This window comes from Pseudomonas sp. S3_G06, assembly GCF_054667565.1.
In genome coordinates, this window is the sequence record NZ_CP162738.1 from 3881850 (window position 1) to 3898936 (window position 17087).

At 59.1% G+C, this 17087-nt stretch carries 19 protein-coding genes; 3 read left to right on the forward strand and 16 right to left on the reverse strand.

Going from position 1 to position 17087, the window contains the following annotated elements:
• Positions 1-3 precede the first annotated feature (3 nt).
• The 6 genes from AB4N47_RS17480 to AB4N47_RS17505 form a co-directional block, all read right to left on the reverse strand.
• Entirely contained in the window at positions 4-612 is a 609-nt protein-coding gene (locus tag AB4N47_RS17480; RefSeq protein WP_341638581.1) for a phage baseplate assembly protein V, read from the reverse strand.
• Positions 613-615: 3 nt separating this feature from the next.
• Positions 616-1137 (reverse strand): hypothetical protein, encoded by a 522-nt coding sequence (locus tag AB4N47_RS17485; protein WP_341638580.1) that lies wholly within the window; start codon positions 1135-1137, stop codon positions 616-618.
• A gap of 71 nt (positions 1138-1208) precedes the next feature.
• Positions 1209-1547 carry a phage holin family protein gene (locus AB4N47_RS17490; RefSeq protein ID WP_056783240.1) on the reverse strand — a complete coding sequence of 113 codons (339 nt, stop codon included), beginning with the start codon at positions 1545-1547 and terminating at the stop codon, positions 1209-1211.
• A gap of 139 nt (positions 1548-1686) precedes the next feature.
• Entirely contained in the window at positions 1687-2091 is a 405-nt protein-coding gene (locus AB4N47_RS17495) for a tail fiber assembly protein (RefSeq protein WP_341638579.1), read from the reverse strand.
• Between the two features lie 132 nt (positions 2092-2223).
• A complete protein-coding gene (locus AB4N47_RS17500) occupies positions 2224-2640 on the reverse strand; it encodes a tail fiber assembly protein (RefSeq protein WP_341638578.1) in 417 nt (138 codons plus the stop codon).
• Between the two features lie 519 nt (positions 2641-3159).
• Positions 3160-3903, reverse strand: a complete 744-nt coding sequence (locus tag AB4N47_RS17505; protein ID WP_073476015.1) for a LexA family transcriptional regulator — start codon at positions 3901-3903, stop codon at positions 3160-3162.
• A gap of 202 nt (positions 3904-4105) precedes the next feature.
• On the opposite strand from AB4N47_RS17505, the gene mutS reads away from it, so the two are divergent.
• Positions 4106-6688, forward strand: coding sequence for a DNA mismatch repair protein MutS (gene mutS / locus AB4N47_RS17510; RefSeq protein ID WP_341638577.1), 2583 nt, complete (start codon positions 4106-4108; stop codon positions 6686-6688).
• A gap of 163 nt (positions 6689-6851) precedes the next feature.
• On the forward strand, positions 6852-7175 hold the full coding sequence (fdxA, locus tag AB4N47_RS17515) for a ferredoxin FdxA (protein WP_016771449.1): 324 nt from the start codon (positions 6852-6854) through the stop codon (positions 7173-7175).
• A gap of 533 nt (positions 7176-7708) precedes the next feature.
• On the opposite strand, the gene rpoS is transcribed toward fdxA, so the two are convergent.
• The 8 genes from rpoS to AB4N47_RS17555 form a co-directional block, all read right to left on the reverse strand.
• Complete coding sequence (gene rpoS / locus AB4N47_RS17520; protein WP_016771451.1) at positions 7709-8716, reverse strand: RNA polymerase sigma factor RpoS; 1008 nt, start codon at positions 8714-8716, stop codon at positions 7709-7711.
• A 106-nt stretch (positions 8717-8822) separates the two neighbouring features.
• On the reverse strand, positions 8823-9692 hold the full coding sequence (locus AB4N47_RS17525; protein WP_016771452.1) for a peptidoglycan DD-metalloendopeptidase family protein: 870 nt from the start codon (positions 9690-9692) through the stop codon (positions 8823-8825).
• Between the two features lie 212 nt (positions 9693-9904).
• Positions 9905-10540, reverse strand: coding sequence for a protein-L-isoaspartate(D-aspartate) O-methyltransferase (locus tag AB4N47_RS17530; protein WP_160768345.1), 636 nt, complete (start codon positions 10538-10540; stop codon positions 9905-9907).
• Positions 10541-10583: 43 nt separating this feature from the next.
• On the reverse strand, positions 10584-11327 hold the full coding sequence (surE, locus tag AB4N47_RS17535) for a 5'/3'-nucleotidase SurE (protein WP_447121762.1): 744 nt from the start codon (positions 11325-11327) through the stop codon (positions 10584-10586).
• Positions 11315-12373: a tRNA pseudouridine(13) synthase TruD gene (truD, locus tag AB4N47_RS17540; RefSeq protein WP_341638576.1), complete on the reverse strand. Its 1059-nt coding sequence runs from the start codon at positions 12371-12373 to the stop codon at positions 11315-11317. Before truD ends, surE begins: the two co-directional genes overlap by 13 nt.
• Positions 12370-12843 carry a 2-C-methyl-D-erythritol 2,4-cyclodiphosphate synthase gene (gene ispF / locus AB4N47_RS17545; RefSeq protein ID WP_341638575.1) on the reverse strand — a complete coding sequence of 158 codons (474 nt, stop codon included), beginning with the start codon at positions 12841-12843 and terminating at the stop codon, positions 12370-12372. Before ispF ends, truD begins: the two co-directional genes overlap by 4 nt.
• Positions 12844-12886: 43 nt before the next feature.
• Positions 12887-13732 carry an S-formylglutathione hydrolase gene (fghA, locus tag AB4N47_RS17550; protein ID WP_341638574.1) on the reverse strand — a complete coding sequence of 282 codons (846 nt, stop codon included), beginning with the start codon at positions 13730-13732 and terminating at the stop codon, positions 12887-12889.
• 88 nt (positions 13733-13820) lie between these two features.
• Positions 13821-14933 (reverse strand): S-(hydroxymethyl)glutathione dehydrogenase/class III alcohol dehydrogenase, encoded by a 1113-nt coding sequence (locus tag AB4N47_RS17555; protein WP_110600129.1) that lies wholly within the window; start codon positions 14931-14933, stop codon positions 13821-13823.
• Between the two features lie 116 nt (positions 14934-15049).
• Between AB4N47_RS17555 and AB4N47_RS17560 the strand changes: the two genes are divergently transcribed.
• Positions 15050-15946, forward strand: a complete 897-nt coding sequence (locus AB4N47_RS17560; protein ID WP_310214472.1) for a LysR substrate-binding domain-containing protein — start codon at positions 15050-15052, stop codon at positions 15944-15946.
• 132 nt (positions 15947-16078) lie between these two features.
• On the opposite strand, the gene ispD is transcribed toward AB4N47_RS17560, so the two are convergent.
• Both ispD and ftsB read right to left on the reverse strand, forming a co-directional pair.
• Positions 16079-16786, reverse strand: a complete 708-nt coding sequence (gene ispD / locus AB4N47_RS17565; RefSeq protein ID WP_341638573.1) for a 2-C-methyl-D-erythritol 4-phosphate cytidylyltransferase — start codon at positions 16784-16786, stop codon at positions 16079-16081.
• Complete coding sequence (gene ftsB / locus AB4N47_RS17570; RefSeq protein WP_016771460.1) at positions 16783-17061, reverse strand: cell division protein FtsB; 279 nt, start codon at positions 17059-17061, stop codon at positions 16783-16785. Before ftsB ends, ispD begins: the two co-directional genes overlap by 4 nt.
• Positions 17062-17087: the final 26 nt, after the last annotated feature.

Below are 17087 nucleotides of genomic sequence, written 5' to 3' on the forward strand. Positions count from 1 at the left end.
GAATCAGGGGCTGATGACGCGGCCCTGGTGATCGACCAAGGGGCCACTGAAGTGCACGCCCGAGGCGTCGATGCTCAGGCCGACGGCGCCCAGTTGCAGGGTGATCAGCTGTGGCGACATGGCCAGACGTGCAGGGCCGATGCTCAGTTCGAGCGACTCGCGAGACCCGTTGAATTGCGCGGGTCCGTTCAGCCAGTGCAAGGCGTGGCTGGCGTCGTCGTAACCGCTTTCGCTGCCGTCCCGATGCACCCGACGGGTCAGCGTCGGCACAGTCGAGGTCGGGGGGAAACGGTCACTGTTCAAGCCGAACAACGCGACACTCTGCGCACCGCTTTCACCGCTGCCGTAGTTGAACAGCAGGCACTGCTCTCCCACCGTGGGGATGCGCGATTCGCTTTGCGCACCGGCGCTAGGGTTGAAGAATTTGATCGCCGGGGTGAACAATCCACCATGGCTGACTTGGCAAGTGTTACTCGCCGCATCAACTGACTGACAGATGCCAATGCGACAGAAACTCTCGGCGCGGCGGTGCAAGTCTTCAATTTCCGCTTCCATTTCCGCCAGACGCTCAATGATCGGGCCAAGCTGCATACGCAGTAATGCATCGAACATCGGTCAGCCCTCCAGCGCGGTGTACTGGTCTGGATCGTCGATGTTGCTGACTTCCCAGGTGCGAGCGAATTTCGGCATGCCCAGCGGATCGTCGAGCAGGGTCGAGCCGAGGTAGAGCGTCTGCTCGAAGGTCAGGGTCCAGGCTTTGTATTGTTGATCCGCACTGATAAGCAACGACGGCAAGCCATCGATATTCAGGGGCAGATCGCATTGATCGCCGGGCAATCCCCAGCGGTTGTCGGTGATCAGGTTTTTCAGCAAGGCGATCAGATCGCACGCTGCAAAAGCGGTCGCAGAAAGCGCCGGGATGACTTGCAGTGACAACGTCATGACATGAGCGATACGCCCATCAGCGCCGCGCACGCCGGACGCATTTCGGGCAAAGTCGATCAGTACCCAGGCTTGAGCGCCCGCCACTGTGAAATCAGCGTGACTACCGACATTGAGGTTGAGACCGGCGGTGTTGCGCAGTGTCGTCGCGATGGCTGTGAACAGTTGCGACGGCTGCTGGATCGGTGTGGGCATAGATGACCTCCTTTTCAATCGTCCACGCGCAGCCCTGCCGCCAACATGGCGGCACGGAGAAATATTCAGGGTTAAGGGTGGTCGCGCGGCGGCACTTCGCAGACGCCGATGCGCTTGGCCGCCCAGCGTTCGTAAAGGCCGATGGCGACATCAGCGCCGGCCATCGCGGTCAGGCAGCCAAACGCGCCAGCGGCCCAGATCGACATGCCGGCGGCATACAGCAGCATGATTGCCGACACGCCGCAGATCATGCAGGCACCAGAGCGTAGCGCCAGCCGCCGTACCAGTGACCAGCCGCGGGCGCCCTCCTTGTCGGCACGCCACATTTCGCCGGACACCCCTCCGACGACGGCGAGGAGGATGACCAGCCAGATCGGCATGTCCGCCAACGCTTGTTGCTCGTTTGTCATGTCACGCCTCCGTGGGCAGTGGGTGATAGATGGGAATCGAGTTCAAATAATGTCTCTTCAGGCAGGCATTCCAAAAAGCCCGGCCTTGCGCCAGGCTTTTCAGCAATGCGGTCCCGCCGATCGATTACTCGAGTTGGAATCAGTAAGGTGCGACTGGCCACGCGATGTTCGCCGGATAACCCGACTGCTGATCGATGTCGCTGAGGGCGATGCAGTATTGCTTTTGGGCCAACAGCCGAGCCTGGTCTTCGCTGGTGGCGACGCCGACGTCGACTTTGAACTGCAGCGAGTTCATCAGTAACCAGTTGGCGGCCCCATTCAGCAATTGCCACTTCTGCTGTTCGGCTTCGTTTCGCAGCTCTTCTTCGGTCGGTGCAGAGAAGGTCCAGACCCCATTGAAGGTTGCGCTCCAACCCACCCGAATATCCGTACTGCCGGTTACATCAACCCAAACCGAGGTTGGCGAAGCGGGTGGTTCAAGACTCACTTCACTTTCTTTCAACTGGACAACTCGGTTGTATTCAACCAGTGCATAAAGACTCATTGGGTCTTCCTCATTTACTCTTTGGCAGGAATGTCGCCGTGCAACTGGCAGGTATTTAAAAGCCCGGCAACAAGGCCGGGCTCTTCAGTAATGCACTGCGCATTTCAATATTGCGGATGCGTCAAATGTCGCTTATGGCACTTCAGGCCAAATGACGCTCAGTGGATAGCCCGGCTGTTTGTTGACTTGGCTCATCGCGATGAAGAACTGCTTGTAGGCCAGCAGTGCGGCCTCTTCAGCAGGTGTTGCCAGCCCCAGCTCGACTTTTTGTACCAGCGCGGACGATGCCAGGGTGAAGTTGACTTTATCGAAACGAGTCACTCTTTCGTTACGCATTTGAATAGCCAACATGGACGGTTGCCCCCACATATCGCTATCAGTAAATGTCCAGACGCCGTCGGTGTTCACCGCGTTCCAGGAATAATCGATCTTGGGCAATGCGCTGACATCCACCCAGACTTGGTCCGCCGGAAACTCATCGGTGATCGGGTTCGCGGTTTCAAAAATGTTGTCGACTTTGCCAGCGACGACACGTGCGTATTTCTTCATGCTCATCATCCTTATTGAGTGCCGGCATCCCGGCGTTTCAGTTCCTGCCCGGTAGGCATTCCAAAAAGCCCGGCGCTTGCACGCCGGGCTTTTCAGTAATGCGCTCCTTCGCCTTCCTTCCAATCCTGTGTTCGAGAAGGAAGCTGACTTTTCGGCGCTACTGGCGCGGTACGAGTCCATTCAGATTGTTTTTCCGACCGCGGTCCCTGCCCGCCGGATAACTGCTTCTGGTGCTTTACGCTGCACACCCGGGTCAGTTGCCAACCCTCTGAACCGTTGAGGCCGGTTCATCGCTGCCTGTTCTTGTGGAACTAAAGAGCCTGTCTTGCCAGCCGCTTTGTCGAGCGGCTTGGTGGCAAGAATATGCATGGATGCATATACAGTCAATGCGTAAATGCATTTATTTATGCATTAAATTTGCGCGTATGCATGAAACCCAAGCGGGCCAAGGGGTGGGGAGATTTATGCAGGCGAAAAAAAAACCTGCCGAGGGGCAGGTTTCAAATCAATCGAAAGGGACTAGCGGGCGTACATGCCCCACCAGAAGACGTGACCGAGGATGACGATCTGCTCTTCCTGGATTTCCTGGAAGCTGTAGTCCTCATCCGGATGCTCGTCGCGATTGAAGCTGCGCAGACGGATGCCGGTGGGCAGGCGATAGAGTTGCTTCACGCGCAATTGGCCGTTGTGATTGATCGCATACAGATCGCCATCAATGATGTCGCCGATGCCGCACTTGCCGGCGTTGACGCCGACGGTGGCGCCATCACGCAGGACCGGCAACATGCTGTTGCCGCGTACTGTCACGCACTTGGCCTGGTCGAATTGCACGCCGTTGTGGCGCAGGCTGCGCTTGCCGAAGCGCAGGCTAGAGCGCTCGCTCTCTTCGATGACGAATCTTCCTGATCCAGCAGCCAATTCAACCTCGCGTAGAAAGGGCACCGACACCTCGTCGTCATCGACGGGCGTGTCGTCGTCCCACAGGCTTATGTCCTTGAGTTCCGCATGCACGTCAGCGCGAGTACCGCCGGTCGTTGGCGTGACATCCGCACGCCCGCGCAGCTGATCGGTGCTGACGTTGAAATATTCAGCGATCTTCGAGATGTGTTTATCCGAAGGATCGACAATCTTCCCGCTGAGAATCCGCGAGAGCGTTGATTGAGGCACGCCGGTGCGACGGTGGAGCTCCGTGGGGGAGATCCCGTGCTGGTCGAGCAGTGCTCTTAAGACGGAGGAAACGTTGCGTTTTTGCATAACGCGCATAGTGCTTGAAGTTTTTCCCGAAGACAAATGCTGATTTGCATAAATCGTGCATAGATCAACGTTTCTCTACAAGTCCACGCTCACCCGACCGCAGTGCCTGCGTCGGGCTGACTGCCCATGGTAACCTTGCGCCCATCGCGGAAAAGCCCGGCCACTGCCCGCGCTTTGCCCTACATCTTTTAACGAGTTGCCCGACAATCCGATGAATAAAGCCGTCTCCGACCTGTCCTCCCACACTCCGATGATGCAGCAATACTGGCGCCTGAAGAATCAGCACCCGGACCAGCTGATGTTCTATCGCATGGGCGATTTCTACGAGATCTTCTACGAAGACGCGAAGAAAGCCGCCAAGTTGCTGGACATCACCCTGACCGCGCGCGGGCAGTCGGCGGGACAGGCGATTCCGATGTGTGGGATTCCTTACCACGCGGCGGAAGGTTACCTGGCGAAACTGGTCAAGCTCGGCGAGTCGGTGGTGATTTGCGAGCAGGTCGGCGACCCGGCCACCAGCAAAGGCCCGGTGGAGCGCCAGGTCGTACGGATCATCACGCCGGGGACAGTCAGCGACGAGGCGCTGCTGGATGAACGCCGCGATAACCTGATTGCAGCGGTATTGGGCGACGAGCGTCTGTTCGGTCTGGCGGTGCTGGATATCACCAGCGGCAACTTCACCGTGCTTGAGATCAAAGGCTGGGAAAACCTGCTGGCGGAACTGGAGCGGGTCAACCCGGTGGAACTGTTGATTCCAGATGACTGGCCAAAAGACCTGCCGGCGGAGAAACGCCGTGGCGTACGTCGTCGTGCGCCGTGGGACTTTGAGCGTGACTCGGCGTTGAAAAGTCTCTGCCAGCAGTTTTCCACCCAAGACCTGAAAGGCTTCGGCTGCGAAAACCTGACCCTGGCCATCGGCGCTGCCGGCTGCCTGCTGGCCTACGCCAAGGAGACCCAGCGCACGGCCCTGCCCCACTTGCGCAGCCTGCGTCACGAACGTCTCGATGACACCGTGGTGCTCGACGGCGCCAGCCGGCGCAATCTCGAACTCGACACCAATCTGGCCGGTGGCCGCGACAACACCCTGCAATCGGTGGTCGATCGCTGCCAGACCGCCATGGGCAGCCGTTTGCTGACTCGTTGGCTGAACCGGCCGTTGCGCGACCTCACCGTGCTGCTCGCCCGCCAGACGTCGATTCGCTGCCTGCTCGACGGCTACCGTTTTGAAAAGCTGCAACCGCAGCTCAAGGAGATCGGCGACATAGAGCGGATTCTGGCGCGGATCGGCCTGCGCAATGCGCGGCCGCGTGACCTTGCGCGTCTGCGTGACGCTCTCGGCGCACTGCCCGAACTGCAAGTGGCGATGACCGATCTGGAAGCGCCGCACCTGCAGCATCTGGCGGCCACCACCAGCACCTATCCAGAACTGGCGGCGCTGCTGGCCAAAGCCATCATCGATAACCCGCCTGCGGTGATCCGTGACGGCGGCGTGCTGAAAACCGGTTACGACAGCGAACTCGACGAACTGCAATCGCTGAGCGAAAACGCCGGCCAGTTCCTCATCGATCTCGAAGCCCGGGAGAAAGCCCGTACTGGTCTGGCCAACCTCAAAGTCGGCTACAACCGTATCCACGGCTACTTCATCGAACTGCCGAGCAAGCAGGCTGAATCGGCGCCGGCCGACTACATCCGCCGGCAGACGCTCAAAGGCGCCGAGCGTTTCATCACGCCCGAGCTGAAAGAGTTCGAAGACAAGGCGCTGTCGGCCAAGAGTCGCGCGCTGGCCCGGGAAAAGATGCTTTATGAAGCGCTGCTCGAAGACTTGATCAGCCGGTTGCCGCCGTTGCAGGACACCGCCGGCGCATTGGCCGAGCTGGATGTGCTGAGCAACCTTGCCGAGCGTGCGCTGAATCTTGACCTGAACTGCCCGCGCTTCGTCAGCGAGCCGTGCATGCGCATTACCCAGGGTCGTCATCCGGTGGTCGAGCAAGTGCTGACCACGCCGTTCGTGGCCAACGATCTGAGCCTGGATGACAACACGCGCATGCTGGTCATCACCGGCCCGAACATGGGCGGTAAATCCACTTACATGCGGCAGACCGCTTTGATTGTGTTGCTGGCGCATATCGGCAGTTTCGTACCGGCCGCCAGTTGCGAGTTGTCGCTGGTCGACCGCATCTTCACCCGTATCGGCTCAAGCGATGATCTGGCCGGCGGTCGCTCGACCTTCATGGTCGAGATGAGCGAAACCGCCAACATCCTGCATAACGCGACCGAGCGCAGTCTGGTGCTGATGGACGAAGTCGGGCGCGGTACCAGCACCTTCGACGGTCTGTCGCTGGCGTGGGCGGCGGCCGAGCGCTTGGCCCATCTGCGCGCCTACACCCTGTTTGCTACGCACTATTTTGAACTGACCGTGCTGCCGGAAGCCGAACCTCTGGTAGCTAACGTGCATCTCAATGCCACCGAGCACAACGAACGGATCGTGTTCCTGCACCATGTTCTGCCTGGGCCTGCCAGTCAGAGCTATGGCTTGGCAGTCGCACAACTGGCGGGTGTGCCGAGCGAAGTGATCTTGCGCGCGCGCGAGCATCTGAGTCGCCTGGAAGACACTGCCCTGCCCCACGAGGCGCCGAAACCGGCGGCCAAGGGCAAGCCGTCGACACCGCAGCAAAGCGATATGTTCGCCTCGCTGCCACATCCGGTGCTCGATGAATTGGCCAAGGTCGATCTGGATGACATGACGCCACGGCGTGCGCTCGAAATGCTCTATGCACTGAAGAACCGGATATAAGCACTGAAGAAGCGGATATAACGCAATTCGCTTCAAGCTGTTAGAATCTCGCGCGGTTCGGGATGCTGCTGGCTCATAGCCTGGTCAGCAGGTATCGCTCCCGAACCTGGCGACCCCAACCGTGAAGGGGCAACGCTGCCGCCGCCTGAGGAGAAAATTAGAAATGACCTTCGTCGTCACCGACAACTGCATCAAGTGCAAGTACACCGACTGCGTAGAAGTCTGTCCGGTGGACTGCTTTTACGAAGGCCCGAACTTCCTGGTGATTCACCCGGACGAGTGCATCGACTGCGCGCTGTGTGAACCAGAATGCCCGGCTGTGGCGATCTTCTCGGAAGACGAGATCCCAAGCGGCATGGAAAACTTCATCGAGCTCAATGCCGAGCTGGCGGATATCTGGCCGAACATCACCGAGCGCAAGGATCCTCTCCCGGATTCCGCTGATTGGGATGGCAAGCCGAACAAGATCGAACAACTCGAACGCTGATCTACCCCGCGCTCGACTGAAAGGCCCCTTGTGGGCCTTTTTGCTTTTGCAGGTTTTACTTTTCTGCAGACGAAAAAAGGGGCGGTATGACCCGCCCACATTTTTTCCCTATTCCCTGTATTCCCTTTTCATCGTCCTGATGAATCGCCTCCTGCGATGTCCGTTCCCCTCTTCCGTGAAGGGCGTGTCTATCCGTCGACACAGCCCTGATATTAGAGAGTTTCCGCAGCGGAGCAATCAGGCTCACGCGCAGGTCTGCGCTGACATAAAGACATAACAATTGAAAATATTTATATAAATCAGTAGGTTAACATTTAGCAGTGATCGCAATCGCCTTCTGCCGAAGTGTAAAAATAACGAACACTTACGACACAGTAAGCAAAGGCTTACAGCGCGAGACTACAAACTCAGAAAATGCTGACCGCTCGTCTGGCACCTCGCCCGACAAACGCGATGCACGATACAGGCATAAACAAAAAGCCCCGACTGATTGAATCAGCCGGGGCTTTTTTTGCGGACGGTCGATCAGGCGCTTATTGAAACAGCGACTCGCTCGACAGGCCATTCTTCTCCAGGATCTCGCGAAGGCGCTTGAGGCCTTCCACCTGGATCTGCCGTACCCGTTCGCGGGTCAGACCGATCTCCAGGCCGACATCTTCCAGTGTGCTGCTTTCGTGACCGCGCAGGCCGAAGCGGCGAATCACCACCTCGCGCTGCTTGTCGGTCAGCTCCGACAACCATTGATCGATGCTCTGCGACAGGTCATCGTCCTGCAGCAGTTCGCACGGATCGGTGGGACGATCGTCAGTGAGGGTGTCCAGCAGGGTTTTATCCGAATCCGGACCCAGCGAGACATCGACCGAAGAAACCCGTTCGTTGAGGCCCAGCATGCGCTTGACCTCGCCCACCGGTTTCTCCAGCAGGTTGGCGATTTCTTCGGGTGAAGGTTCGTGGTCGAGTTTTTGCGTCAGCTCCCGTGCGGCCCGCAGGTACACGTTGAGCTCCTTGACCACATGAATCGGCAACCGGATGGTCCGGGTCTGATTCATGATCGCGCGTTCGATGGTCTGACGGATCCACCACGTGGCGTAGGTCGAGAAGCGGAAGCCGCGCTCGGGATCGAACTTTTCCACCGCGCGGATCAGGCCGAGGTTGCCCTCTTCAATCAGATCCAGCAGCGACAGCCCCCGATTGACGTAACGCCGGGCGATCTTGACGACCAGCCGCAGGTTACTTTCGATCATGCGCTTGCGCCCGGCCGGATCGCCACTTTGCGACAAGCGCGCAAAATGAACTTCTTCTTCCGGGGAGAGCAGAGGGGAAAAGCCGATTTCGTTGAGATACAGCTGCGTGGCATCAAGTGCCCGAGTGTAGTCGATGTATTTATGTTGTTTGAGTGTGGCGGAGTGTCTGGATTTGGAACGAACGGAAGGTGGAGCAGCCCCTTCATCATTCAACATCGAATCCGAATCGATGCCGGTCTCCATAAGGAGAACCTCATCGTCGATGTCAAACTCCGGCACTTCTTTACTGAGAGCCATTGTTATAGTCCTTTGGTGAGTTCGACCCCAAGCTCAAGCGACGCCTTTATCCTTGGCAACGCTGGAGCCTGTCCCCTCTACGCGACGGAACAGGCTGGCCTACAAATCAACGTCTTGGCAGGAACTGCAGCGGATCCACTGGTTTACCTTGGCGGCGAATCTCAAAATGCAGTTTCACCCGGTCTGTACCCGTTGACCCCATTTCGGCAATTGTCTGTCCGACCTTGACCTGCTGCCCCTCCCGAACCAACAGCCTGCGGTTATGTCCGTAAGCACTGACGTAGGTTTCGCTGTGTTTGATGATGACCAATTCGCCGTAGCCCCTTAAGCCACTCCCGGCGTATACGACCGTCCCATCAGACGCAGCTAAAACAGGCTGTCCCAAATCTCCGGCGATATCAATTCCTTTATTCAAACTACCGTTTGAAGAGAATTTTCCAATCAGAACGCCATTAGATGGCCATCCCCAGCCGGTCGGGGCCGGGCCTGCCGGAGGCAGTGGAGCGGGTGCCGGTTTGCTCGCGACGGACGGTACAACCCCTTTGGAACCGGTGGTTGTAGTGGTTGTGGTGCCATTCGCCTGGCGCCGGATTACTGTGGTTTTACTCGACGAAGAAGGCGAGGAACTGGAGTTGCTCACCACCGCTGTCGGCGTTGAACCGCTGCGCCCGTCGAAGCGAATTGTCTGACCCGGATGGATCGTATACGGCGTAGGAATATTGTTCCGGGCCGCGAGGGTTTTGTAGTCCCAGCCGTAACGAAAGGCGATCGAAAACAAGGTATCGCCGGGGCGGACTACATATTGCCCGGTAGTAACGGTTGGACGTTGCGCGACCGAATTATTGCGATCGACAACCCGTACGTTGCTCGATTTGGTGCTGGAGCAACCGACCAGCAAGGTGCTCAAGACAAGGCCAGTCACCAGGCGCTGAAAGCTCGTGTTACCCATACGCTGCGCAATGACTGTGAGACTCACCCGCCGCTCCCTTTGTGGTGGCTGAAAAATTCTGAATGCCGCATTGCGGCATGAGGTGTCGCAAGTATAACGGGCCGAACCGGCTTTACCTTTAATGAAGCGAAATCACCGGACGCACACGTTTGCCAGGGGCAAGTACGCGGCGTTTAAACTCTGGCTGCCGGTGTAAGACCGGCGCCGTTGAAAGGAATTCAGCGCCTGCTTGCAAATGCTCAGGCCAGTGGACCGTTGAGCAAAGGTACGAAACGCACAGCGCCCAAAACGTGTCGGGAAAAGCCATGTTCTTCGCGCACGATCAGCATCAGTTGTTGCACTTCACCGGAGCCGACCGGAATCACCATGCGCCCACCAGGGGCCAGTTGATCCAGTAAAGCCTGCGGTACATCGGTGGCGACGGCGGTGACGATGATGCCGTTGTATGGCGCCAGCGCCGGCCAGCCTTCCCAGCCATCGCCCCAGCGAAATACCACGTTGCGCAGGTTCAGCTCGACCAGACGCTCCTTGGCACGATCCTGCAACACCTTGATGCGCTCGACGGAAAACACCCGCTCAACCAGTTGCGACAACACTGCCGTCTGGTAGCCGGAACCGGTGCCGATTTCCAGCACTTTATCCAGCGGGCCGGCCTCCAGCAGCAGCTCGCTCATGCGCGCCACCATATAAGGCTGGGAGATGGTCTGGTTGTTGCCGATCGGCAGCGCGGTGTCTTCATAAGCGCGATGCGCCAGCGCCTCGTCGACAAACAGATGACGCGGCGTGCGGCGGATCACTTCCAGCACTTTGGCGTTCGACACGCCTTCTTCATACAGCCGCTGGATCAGTCGCTCACGGGTACGTTGGGAGGTCATGCCTATGCCGCTGCGCAGGCGGTCGTCGTGTTCACGCATCAGCTCAGCCCCCCAGCCAGCCATCAAGACTTCTGAAGGCATCATTGAAAGTGCGATCGAGCTGCAACGGTGTGATGGACACATAACCCTGCATCACGGCATGAAAATCGGTGCCCGGGCCGCCATCTTCAGCGTCGCCGGCAGCGGCGATCCAGTAACCGGCCTTGCCGCGCGGATCGACCACTTTCATCGGCGCCGCCGCGCGGGCGCGATGGCCGAGACGGGTCAACTGAATGCCACGGATGTGATCGATAGGCAGATTGGGAATGTTCACGTTGAGTACCGTGCGCGGTGGCAGATCGAGCCCGGCGTGGGCCTCGACCAGTTTGCGCGCAAAGTAGGCCGCAGTCGGCAGGTTATCCACTTGGCGCGAGACCAGTGAAAAGGCAAACGATGGGCGCTCGAGAAATCGTCCTTCAAGGGCTGCCGCCACGGTTCCGGAATACAGCACGTCGTCACCGAGGTTGGCGCCCAGGTTGATGCCGGAAACCACCATGTCCGCCTCGCGCTCAAGCAAGCCGTTGAGGCCCAGGTGAATGCAATCGGTCGGTGTGCCGTTGAGGCTGATAAAGCCGTTGGCCAGGTATTGCGGGTGCAGCGGACGGTCGAGCGTCAGCGAACTGCTGGCGCCGCTTTTGTCCTGCTCCGGGGCGATAACCACGCATTCGGTGTAATCCGCCAGCGCAGCATAAAGCGCGGCGAGACCGGGCGCGGTTACCCCATCGTCGTTAGAAATCAGAATACGCATGGGCTGTCCGTCTGCCCCACCGGCACCAGATCAACGAGCTCGCGCACCAATACGGTGGCAAAGCATCCGGCCGGGAGGACGAATTCCAGTTGCAGAATGTCAGGTTGGGGATAATGCCACGTCAACCCGCCAATGGGCAGCCGCAGGATGCGACGTTCATGGCTCATGCCGGCGTGGATCAACCAGTCGCGCAGATCCGCTTCGCGGGCGGCGATCGCCTGCTCCAGTTCATGGACTGCGCCAGCCGCGGGCGAGTCACCTTCGCCCCACTGCGGACCGGTCGGGTGCAGGTCGAGAATTGCCAGACGCGGGTCGCTGCATTCGGCTTCACCGGCCGGGAAAAAACTGCGGCTGTCGGTGAAGGCCAGCAGATCGCCAACCCGCGCGGTGTTCCAGGTGCCATCGGCGACGCGCGCCGCCAGCACCTGGTTGAACAGAAAGCTGCGCGCCGTCGACAGCAACCGCGAACGCACATTGCGCTGTTCCGGCAAAGCCTTGCGCGCCGCCCACGCCCGGGCATCGACAACGTTGCCGCCGTCATGGCCGAAGCGCTGGGCGCCGAAATAATTGGGAATGCCTTGTTTGGCGATCAGTTGCAGGCGCTGTTCAAGCGCCTCTTTGTCGCCATTGAATTGCGTCAGGCGCAACGTGAAACCGTTGGCCGAATGCGCACCGCGTTGCAGTTTGCGTTTATGACGCGTGGTATTGAGGATCTTCAGCGTGTCGTTTTCAGCGGCCGACAGATCCGGATCGGCCTTGCCCGGCAACTGCACGCTGAACCACTGTCGGGTCAGGGCCTGACGGTCCTTGAGGCCGGCATAGCTGACGGTGCGCAACGGCACGCCGGCTGCCTTGGCGATACGCCGCGCCGCTTCTTCGGTATTGAGGCCGCGCTTTTCCACCCAGATCCACAGGTGTTCGCCGTCACCGCTGAACGGGATATCCAGTACTTCATCGACCTGAAAATCTTCGGCAATGGCTTTCAGTACCGCTGTGCCGAGGGGCTCACCATAGGCCCGCGGGCCGAGCAATTGCAGTTCATTCATGCGCGCAGCAACAAGGCAACGGAGTGCACGGCGATACCTTCTTCGCGACCGACAAAGCCAAGCTTTTCGGTGGTGGTAGCTTTGACGTTCACTTGATCCAACTCAACTTGAAGATCCGCCGCGATCAGCGCGCGCATCGATTCGATATGCGGCGCCATTTTTGGCGCCTGGGCAACGATGGTGTTGTCGACGTTGCCGACTTTCCAGCCCTTGGCGTGGATCAGACTGACCACATGACGCAACAGCACACGGCTGTCGGCGTCCTTGAATTGCGGATCGGTGTCCGGGAAGTGTTTGCCGATATCACCCAGCGCCGCCGCGCCGAGCAAGGCATCGCTCAAGGCGTGCAGCAGGACGTCACCGTCGGAATGAGCGAGCAGCCCGAAGCTGTGTGCAATCTGCACGCCGCCCAGAGTAATGAAATCGCCTTCAGCGAAACGGTGCACATCGTAGCCGTGGCCAATACGCATAAAAAAACGCCCCGATTTTTGTCAGGGCGTGATTCTACCTGCATTAACCGCGCAGAGCGCGTGCGTGATGCTGCAAGTGGTCGTCAATGAAGCTTGAGATGAAGAAATAGCTGTGGTCGTAGCCCGGTTGCAGGCGCAGCTCCAGCGGATGCGCCGCTTGTTTTGCTGCGTGTTGCAAGGCCTCGGGTTTCAATTGCGTGGCGAGGAAATCGTCACGATCCCCTTGATCGACCAACAACGGCAACTTCTCCGTCGCCTCCGCGATCAGCACACAGGCGTCCCACTCCTTCCACTTCGAACGGTCTTCGCCCAAATAGTTGGAAAAGGCCTTCTGACCCCACGGGCAATCGATCGGATGGGTGATCGGCGAAAAGGCCGAAACCGATTTATACCGCCCAGGATTGCGCAAGGCACAGACCAAAGCACCGTGGCCGCCCATCGAGTGGCCGCTGATGCTGCGCTTGTCGGAAGCGGGGAAATGCGCTTCAACCAGTGCAGGCAATTCCTTCACGACATAGTCATGCATCTGATAATGATGCGCCCATGGCTCCTGCGTGGCGTTCAGATAAAACCCGGCGCCGAGACCGAAATCCCAAGCCTTGTCTGCATCGTCCGGGACATCCGCGCCACGTGGGCTGGTATCCGGGGCAACGATGATCAGACCAAGCTCGGCGGCCATGCGCATCGCACCGGCCTTCTGCATGAAATTCTCATCGGTGCAGGTCAGCCCGGACAACCAGTACAGCACCGGCAGCTTGCCGCCCTGCTCCGCTTGCGGCGGCAGGTACACGGCGAAGACCATGTCGCAATCAAGCACTTCGGAGCGATGGCGATAGCGCTTGTGCCAGCCACCGAAACTCTTCTGACAGGAAATGTTTTCCAGATTCATAGCACTTCAGCCGCAAGCTGCAAGCTTGAAGCTGCAAGAGGGCGTTGCGCCTGCTTGCAGCTTGTGGCTTGTAGCTTGCCGCTGCTCCTTAGAAATGAATGACGGTGCGGATGCTCTTGCCTTCGTGCATCAGGTCGAACGCCTTGTTGATATCTTCCAGGCCCATGGTGTGGGTGATGAAGGTATCCAGCGGGATCTCGCCGCTCTGGGCCATGTCGACGTAGCTCGGCAATTCAGTACGGCCACGCACGCCGCCGAACGCCGAACCGCGCCAGACGCGACCGGTGACCAACTGGAACGGCCGGGTAGCGATTTCCTGGCCGGCACCGGCGACACCGATGATGACCGACTCGCCCCAGCCTTTGTGGCAGCACTCAAGCGCGGCGCGCATCAGTTGCACATTGCCGATGCACTCGAAGGAGAAGTCGACGCCGCCATCGGTCATGTCGACGATCACTTCCTGGATCGGACGATCGTAATCTTTCGGGTTCACGCAGTCGGTGGCACCGAGTTGTTTGGCGATTTCGAACTTGGCCGGATTGATGTCGATGGCGATGATGCGCGCAGCCTTGGCTTTCACCGCGCCGATCACGGCCGACAAGCCAATACCACCGAGACCGAAGATGGCCACGGTGTCACCCGGTTTGACCTTGGCGGTGTTGAGCACGGCGCCGATACCGGTGGTTACGCCGCAACCGAGCAGGCAAACCTTTTCCAGCGGCGCGTCTTTGGAGATCTTCGCTACGGAAATTTCCGGCAGTACGGTGTACTCCGAAAACGTCGATGTGCCCATGTAGTGGAAAATCGTTTCGCCCTTGTAGGAAAAGCGCGAAGTGCCGTCCGGCATCAGGCCCTTGCCTTGGGTGGCGCGAATCGCCTGACAAAGGTTGGTCTTGCCCGACTTGCAGAATTTGCACTGGCCGCATTCCGGGGTGTACAGCGGAATGACGTGGTCGCCGACGGCAACCGAGGTCACGCCCTCGCCGATCGCTTCAACGATGGCGCCACCTTCGTGGCCGAGGATCGACGGGAAGATGCCTTCCGGGTCTGCGCCGGACAAGGTGTAGGCATCGGTGTGGCACACCCCGGAAGCGACAACGCGCAGCAACACTTCACCAGCCTTCGGCATGGCGACATCGACTTCTACGATTTCCAGCGGCTTCTTGGCCTCGAAGGCAACGGCGGCGCGCGACTTGATCATGCTGACTCTCCAGTGAACCCAATAAATAAAAAAGCAGACAGACAGTGTAGTTCAGCGCGTCCTGAGGAATAATCCGGACGAAAGCAAAACATTATTGCTGTACAGGGATAATCCAAGTGTCGGAAAACCGCTGGGAAGGCATCGATGAGTTCGTTGCCGTCGCCGAATGCAATCAATTCACCGCCGCTGCCGAGCGTCTTGGGGTTTCCTCCTCGCACGTCAGTCGACAAATCGTACGGCTCGAAGAGCGTTTGCAGACGCGCCTGCTCTACCGCAGCACCCGGCGAGTTACGTTGACCGAAGCCGGGCAGACTTTCCTGCAACATTGTCAGCGCCTGCAGGACGGTCGCGAAGAAGCCTTGCGCGCGGTAGGCGATCTGACCAGCGAACCGAAAGGCATGCTGCGCATGACCTGCGCGGTGGCCTATGGCGAACGCTTTATCGTGCCGCTGGTGACTCGCTTCATGGGGCTTTACCCGCAGCTGCGTATCGATATCGAGCTGAGCAATCGCCAGCTGGATCTGGTGCATGAAGGGCTGGATCTGGCAATTCGTCTGGGTCGGCTACAGGATTCGCGCTTGGTCGCGACACGCCTGGCGCCACGGAGAATGTACCTGTGCGCGTCGCCTTCCTACTTGGAACGGTATGGGCGCCCACACAGTTTGTCGGAATTGAGTCGACACAATTGCCTGATCGGCAGTTCGGATATCTGGCAACTGGAACAGAACGGGCGGGAATTTTCCCAGCGGGTGCAGGGCAACTGGCGTTGCAACAGTGGGCAGGCGGTGCTGGATGCGGCGCTTCAGGGTGTCGGGTTGTGTCAGTTGCCGGACTATTACGTGCTCGAGCACCTGCACAGCGGCGCGCTGATTTCCTTACTCGAGGCGCATCAGCCGCCGAATACGGCGGTGTGGGCGCTGTATCCGCAGCAGCGGCATCTGTCGCCGAAGGTGCGCAAGTTGGTGGATTATTTGAAGGTGGGACTGGCTGAAAGGCCGGAGTACAAACTTTGAGTTATTGACTGCCCGTGCGACCGCTTTCGCGAGCAGGCTCGCTCCCACAATTGACCGAGTTCGACAGCTGAATGCATTCCCTCTGTGGGAGCTAGCCTGCTCGCGAAGGCAATGCCACAGCGACCCCAAACCTCAGCGGCGATTCGCCCACCGCTGGCGCAACCACTCCAGATCTTCCGGCCGGGTCACCTTGAGGTTATCCGCCCGCCCTTCGATCAGACGTGGTGCCAGACCGGCCCATTCCATCGCCGAAGCTTCATCGGTGATCACGGCATCCGCAACCAGGCTGTCGGCCAACGCCCGATGCAACGCGCCGAGGCGGAACATCTGCGGCGTATACGCCTGCCAGATCACGCTGCGATCCACGGTTTCAACCACACGCCCGTTGTTATCAACGCGTTTGAGCGTGTCGCGAGCGGGCACCGCCAACAGACCACCGACCGGGTCATCCGCGAGTTCGGCAAGCAACTTGTCGAGATCATCGCGACTCAGATTCGGCCGGGCCGCATCGTGCACCAGCACCCAGTCGTCATCGTCGGCACCTTGCGCATGCAGATGCAGCAAGGCATTGAGCACCGACGCGGAACGCTCCGCCCCGCCTTCAACCCGCTGAATGCGCGGATCGTTGACGCATGCCAGATTCGGCCAGTAAGGATCGTCTACAGCAAGACTGACCACCAGGCCCTTGAGGCTCGGGTGATCGAGGAAACAGCCGAGGCTGTGTTCGAGAATTGTGCGCCCGCCCAGTTGCAGATATTGCTTGGGACGGTCCGCGGCCATTCGGGCACCGACGCCCGCGGCAGGAATCACGGCCCAGAAGGCCGGCAGGGAATCGATCATTGGGCCAACTGGTAAAGGGTTTCGCCGTCCTTGACCATGCCCAGTTCGTGACGAGCCCGCTCTTCGACGGTCTCCATGCCTTTCTTCAGCTCGCTGACTTCAGCGTCCATCACCCGGTTGCGCTCCAGCAGGCCTTCGTTCTCGGCATGTTGCTCGGCGATCTGCTGTTTCAGCTCGGCGACCTGCGCCAGACTGCCATTGCCCACCCACAGGCGGTACTGCAGACCGGCCAGCAGCAAGAGCAAAACAAGAAACAACCAGTAAGGACTGCGCATCGAATATCAGGTATCCAGTGAAAAAA

Excerpts from the sequence above, each read along its gene's own strand:
- AB4N47_RS17480 (WP_341638581.1), bottom strand. The coding sequence starts at position 612 with ATGTTCGATGCATTACTGCGTATGCAGCTTGGCCCGATCATTGAGCGT.
- AB4N47_RS17485 (WP_341638580.1), bottom strand. The coding sequence starts at position 1,137 with ATGCCCACACCGATCCAGCAGCCGTCGCAACTGTTCACAGCCATCGCG.
- AB4N47_RS17490 (WP_056783240.1), bottom strand. The coding sequence starts at position 1,547 with ATGACAAACGAGCAACAAGCGTTGGCGGACATGCCGATCTGGCTGGTC.
- AB4N47_RS17495 (WP_341638579.1), bottom strand. The coding sequence starts at position 2,091 with ATGAGTCTTTATGCACTGGTTGAATACAACCGAGTTGTCCAGTTGAAA.
- AB4N47_RS17500 (WP_341638578.1), bottom strand. The coding sequence starts at position 2,640 with ATGAAGAAATACGCACGTGTCGTCGCTGGCAAAGTCGACAACATTTTT.
- AB4N47_RS17505 (WP_073476015.1), bottom strand. The coding sequence starts at position 3,903 with ATGCGCGTTATGCAAAAACGCAACGTTTCCTCCGTCTTAAGAGCACTG.
- mutS (WP_341638577.1), top strand. The coding sequence starts at position 4,106 with ATGAATAAAGCCGTCTCCGACCTGTCCTCCCACACTCCGATGATGCAG.
- fdxA (WP_016771449.1), top strand. The coding sequence starts at position 6,852 with ATGACCTTCGTCGTCACCGACAACTGCATCAAGTGCAAGTACACCGAC.
- rpoS (WP_016771451.1), bottom strand. The coding sequence starts at position 8,716 with ATGGCTCTCAGTAAAGAAGTGCCGGAGTTTGACATCGACGATGAGGTT.
- AB4N47_RS17530 (WP_160768345.1), bottom strand. The coding sequence starts at position 10,540 with ATGACCTCCCAACGTACCCGTGAGCGACTGATCCAGCGGCTGTATGAA.
- surE (WP_447121762.1), bottom strand. The coding sequence starts at position 11,327 with ATGCGTATTCTGATTTCTAACGACGATGGGGTAACCGCGCCCGGTCTC.
- truD (WP_341638576.1), bottom strand. The coding sequence starts at position 12,373 with ATGAATGAACTGCAATTGCTCGGCCCGCGGGCCTATGGTGAGCCCCTC.
- ispF (WP_341638575.1), bottom strand. The coding sequence starts at position 12,843 with ATGCGTATTGGCCACGGCTACGATGTGCACCGTTTCGCTGAAGGCGAT.
- fghA (WP_341638574.1), bottom strand. The coding sequence starts at position 13,732 with ATGAATCTGGAAAACATTTCCTGTCAGAAGAGTTTCGGTGGCTGGCAC.
- AB4N47_RS17555 (WP_110600129.1), bottom strand. The coding sequence starts at position 14,933 with ATGATCAAGTCGCGCGCCGCCGTTGCCTTCGAGGCCAAGAAGCCGCTG.
- ispD (WP_341638573.1), bottom strand. The coding sequence starts at position 16,786 with ATGATCGATTCCCTGCCGGCCTTCTGGGCCGTGATTCCTGCCGCGGGC.
- ftsB (WP_016771460.1), bottom strand. The coding sequence starts at position 17,061 with ATGCGCAGTCCTTACTGGTTGTTTCTTGTTTTGCTCTTGCTGCTGGCC.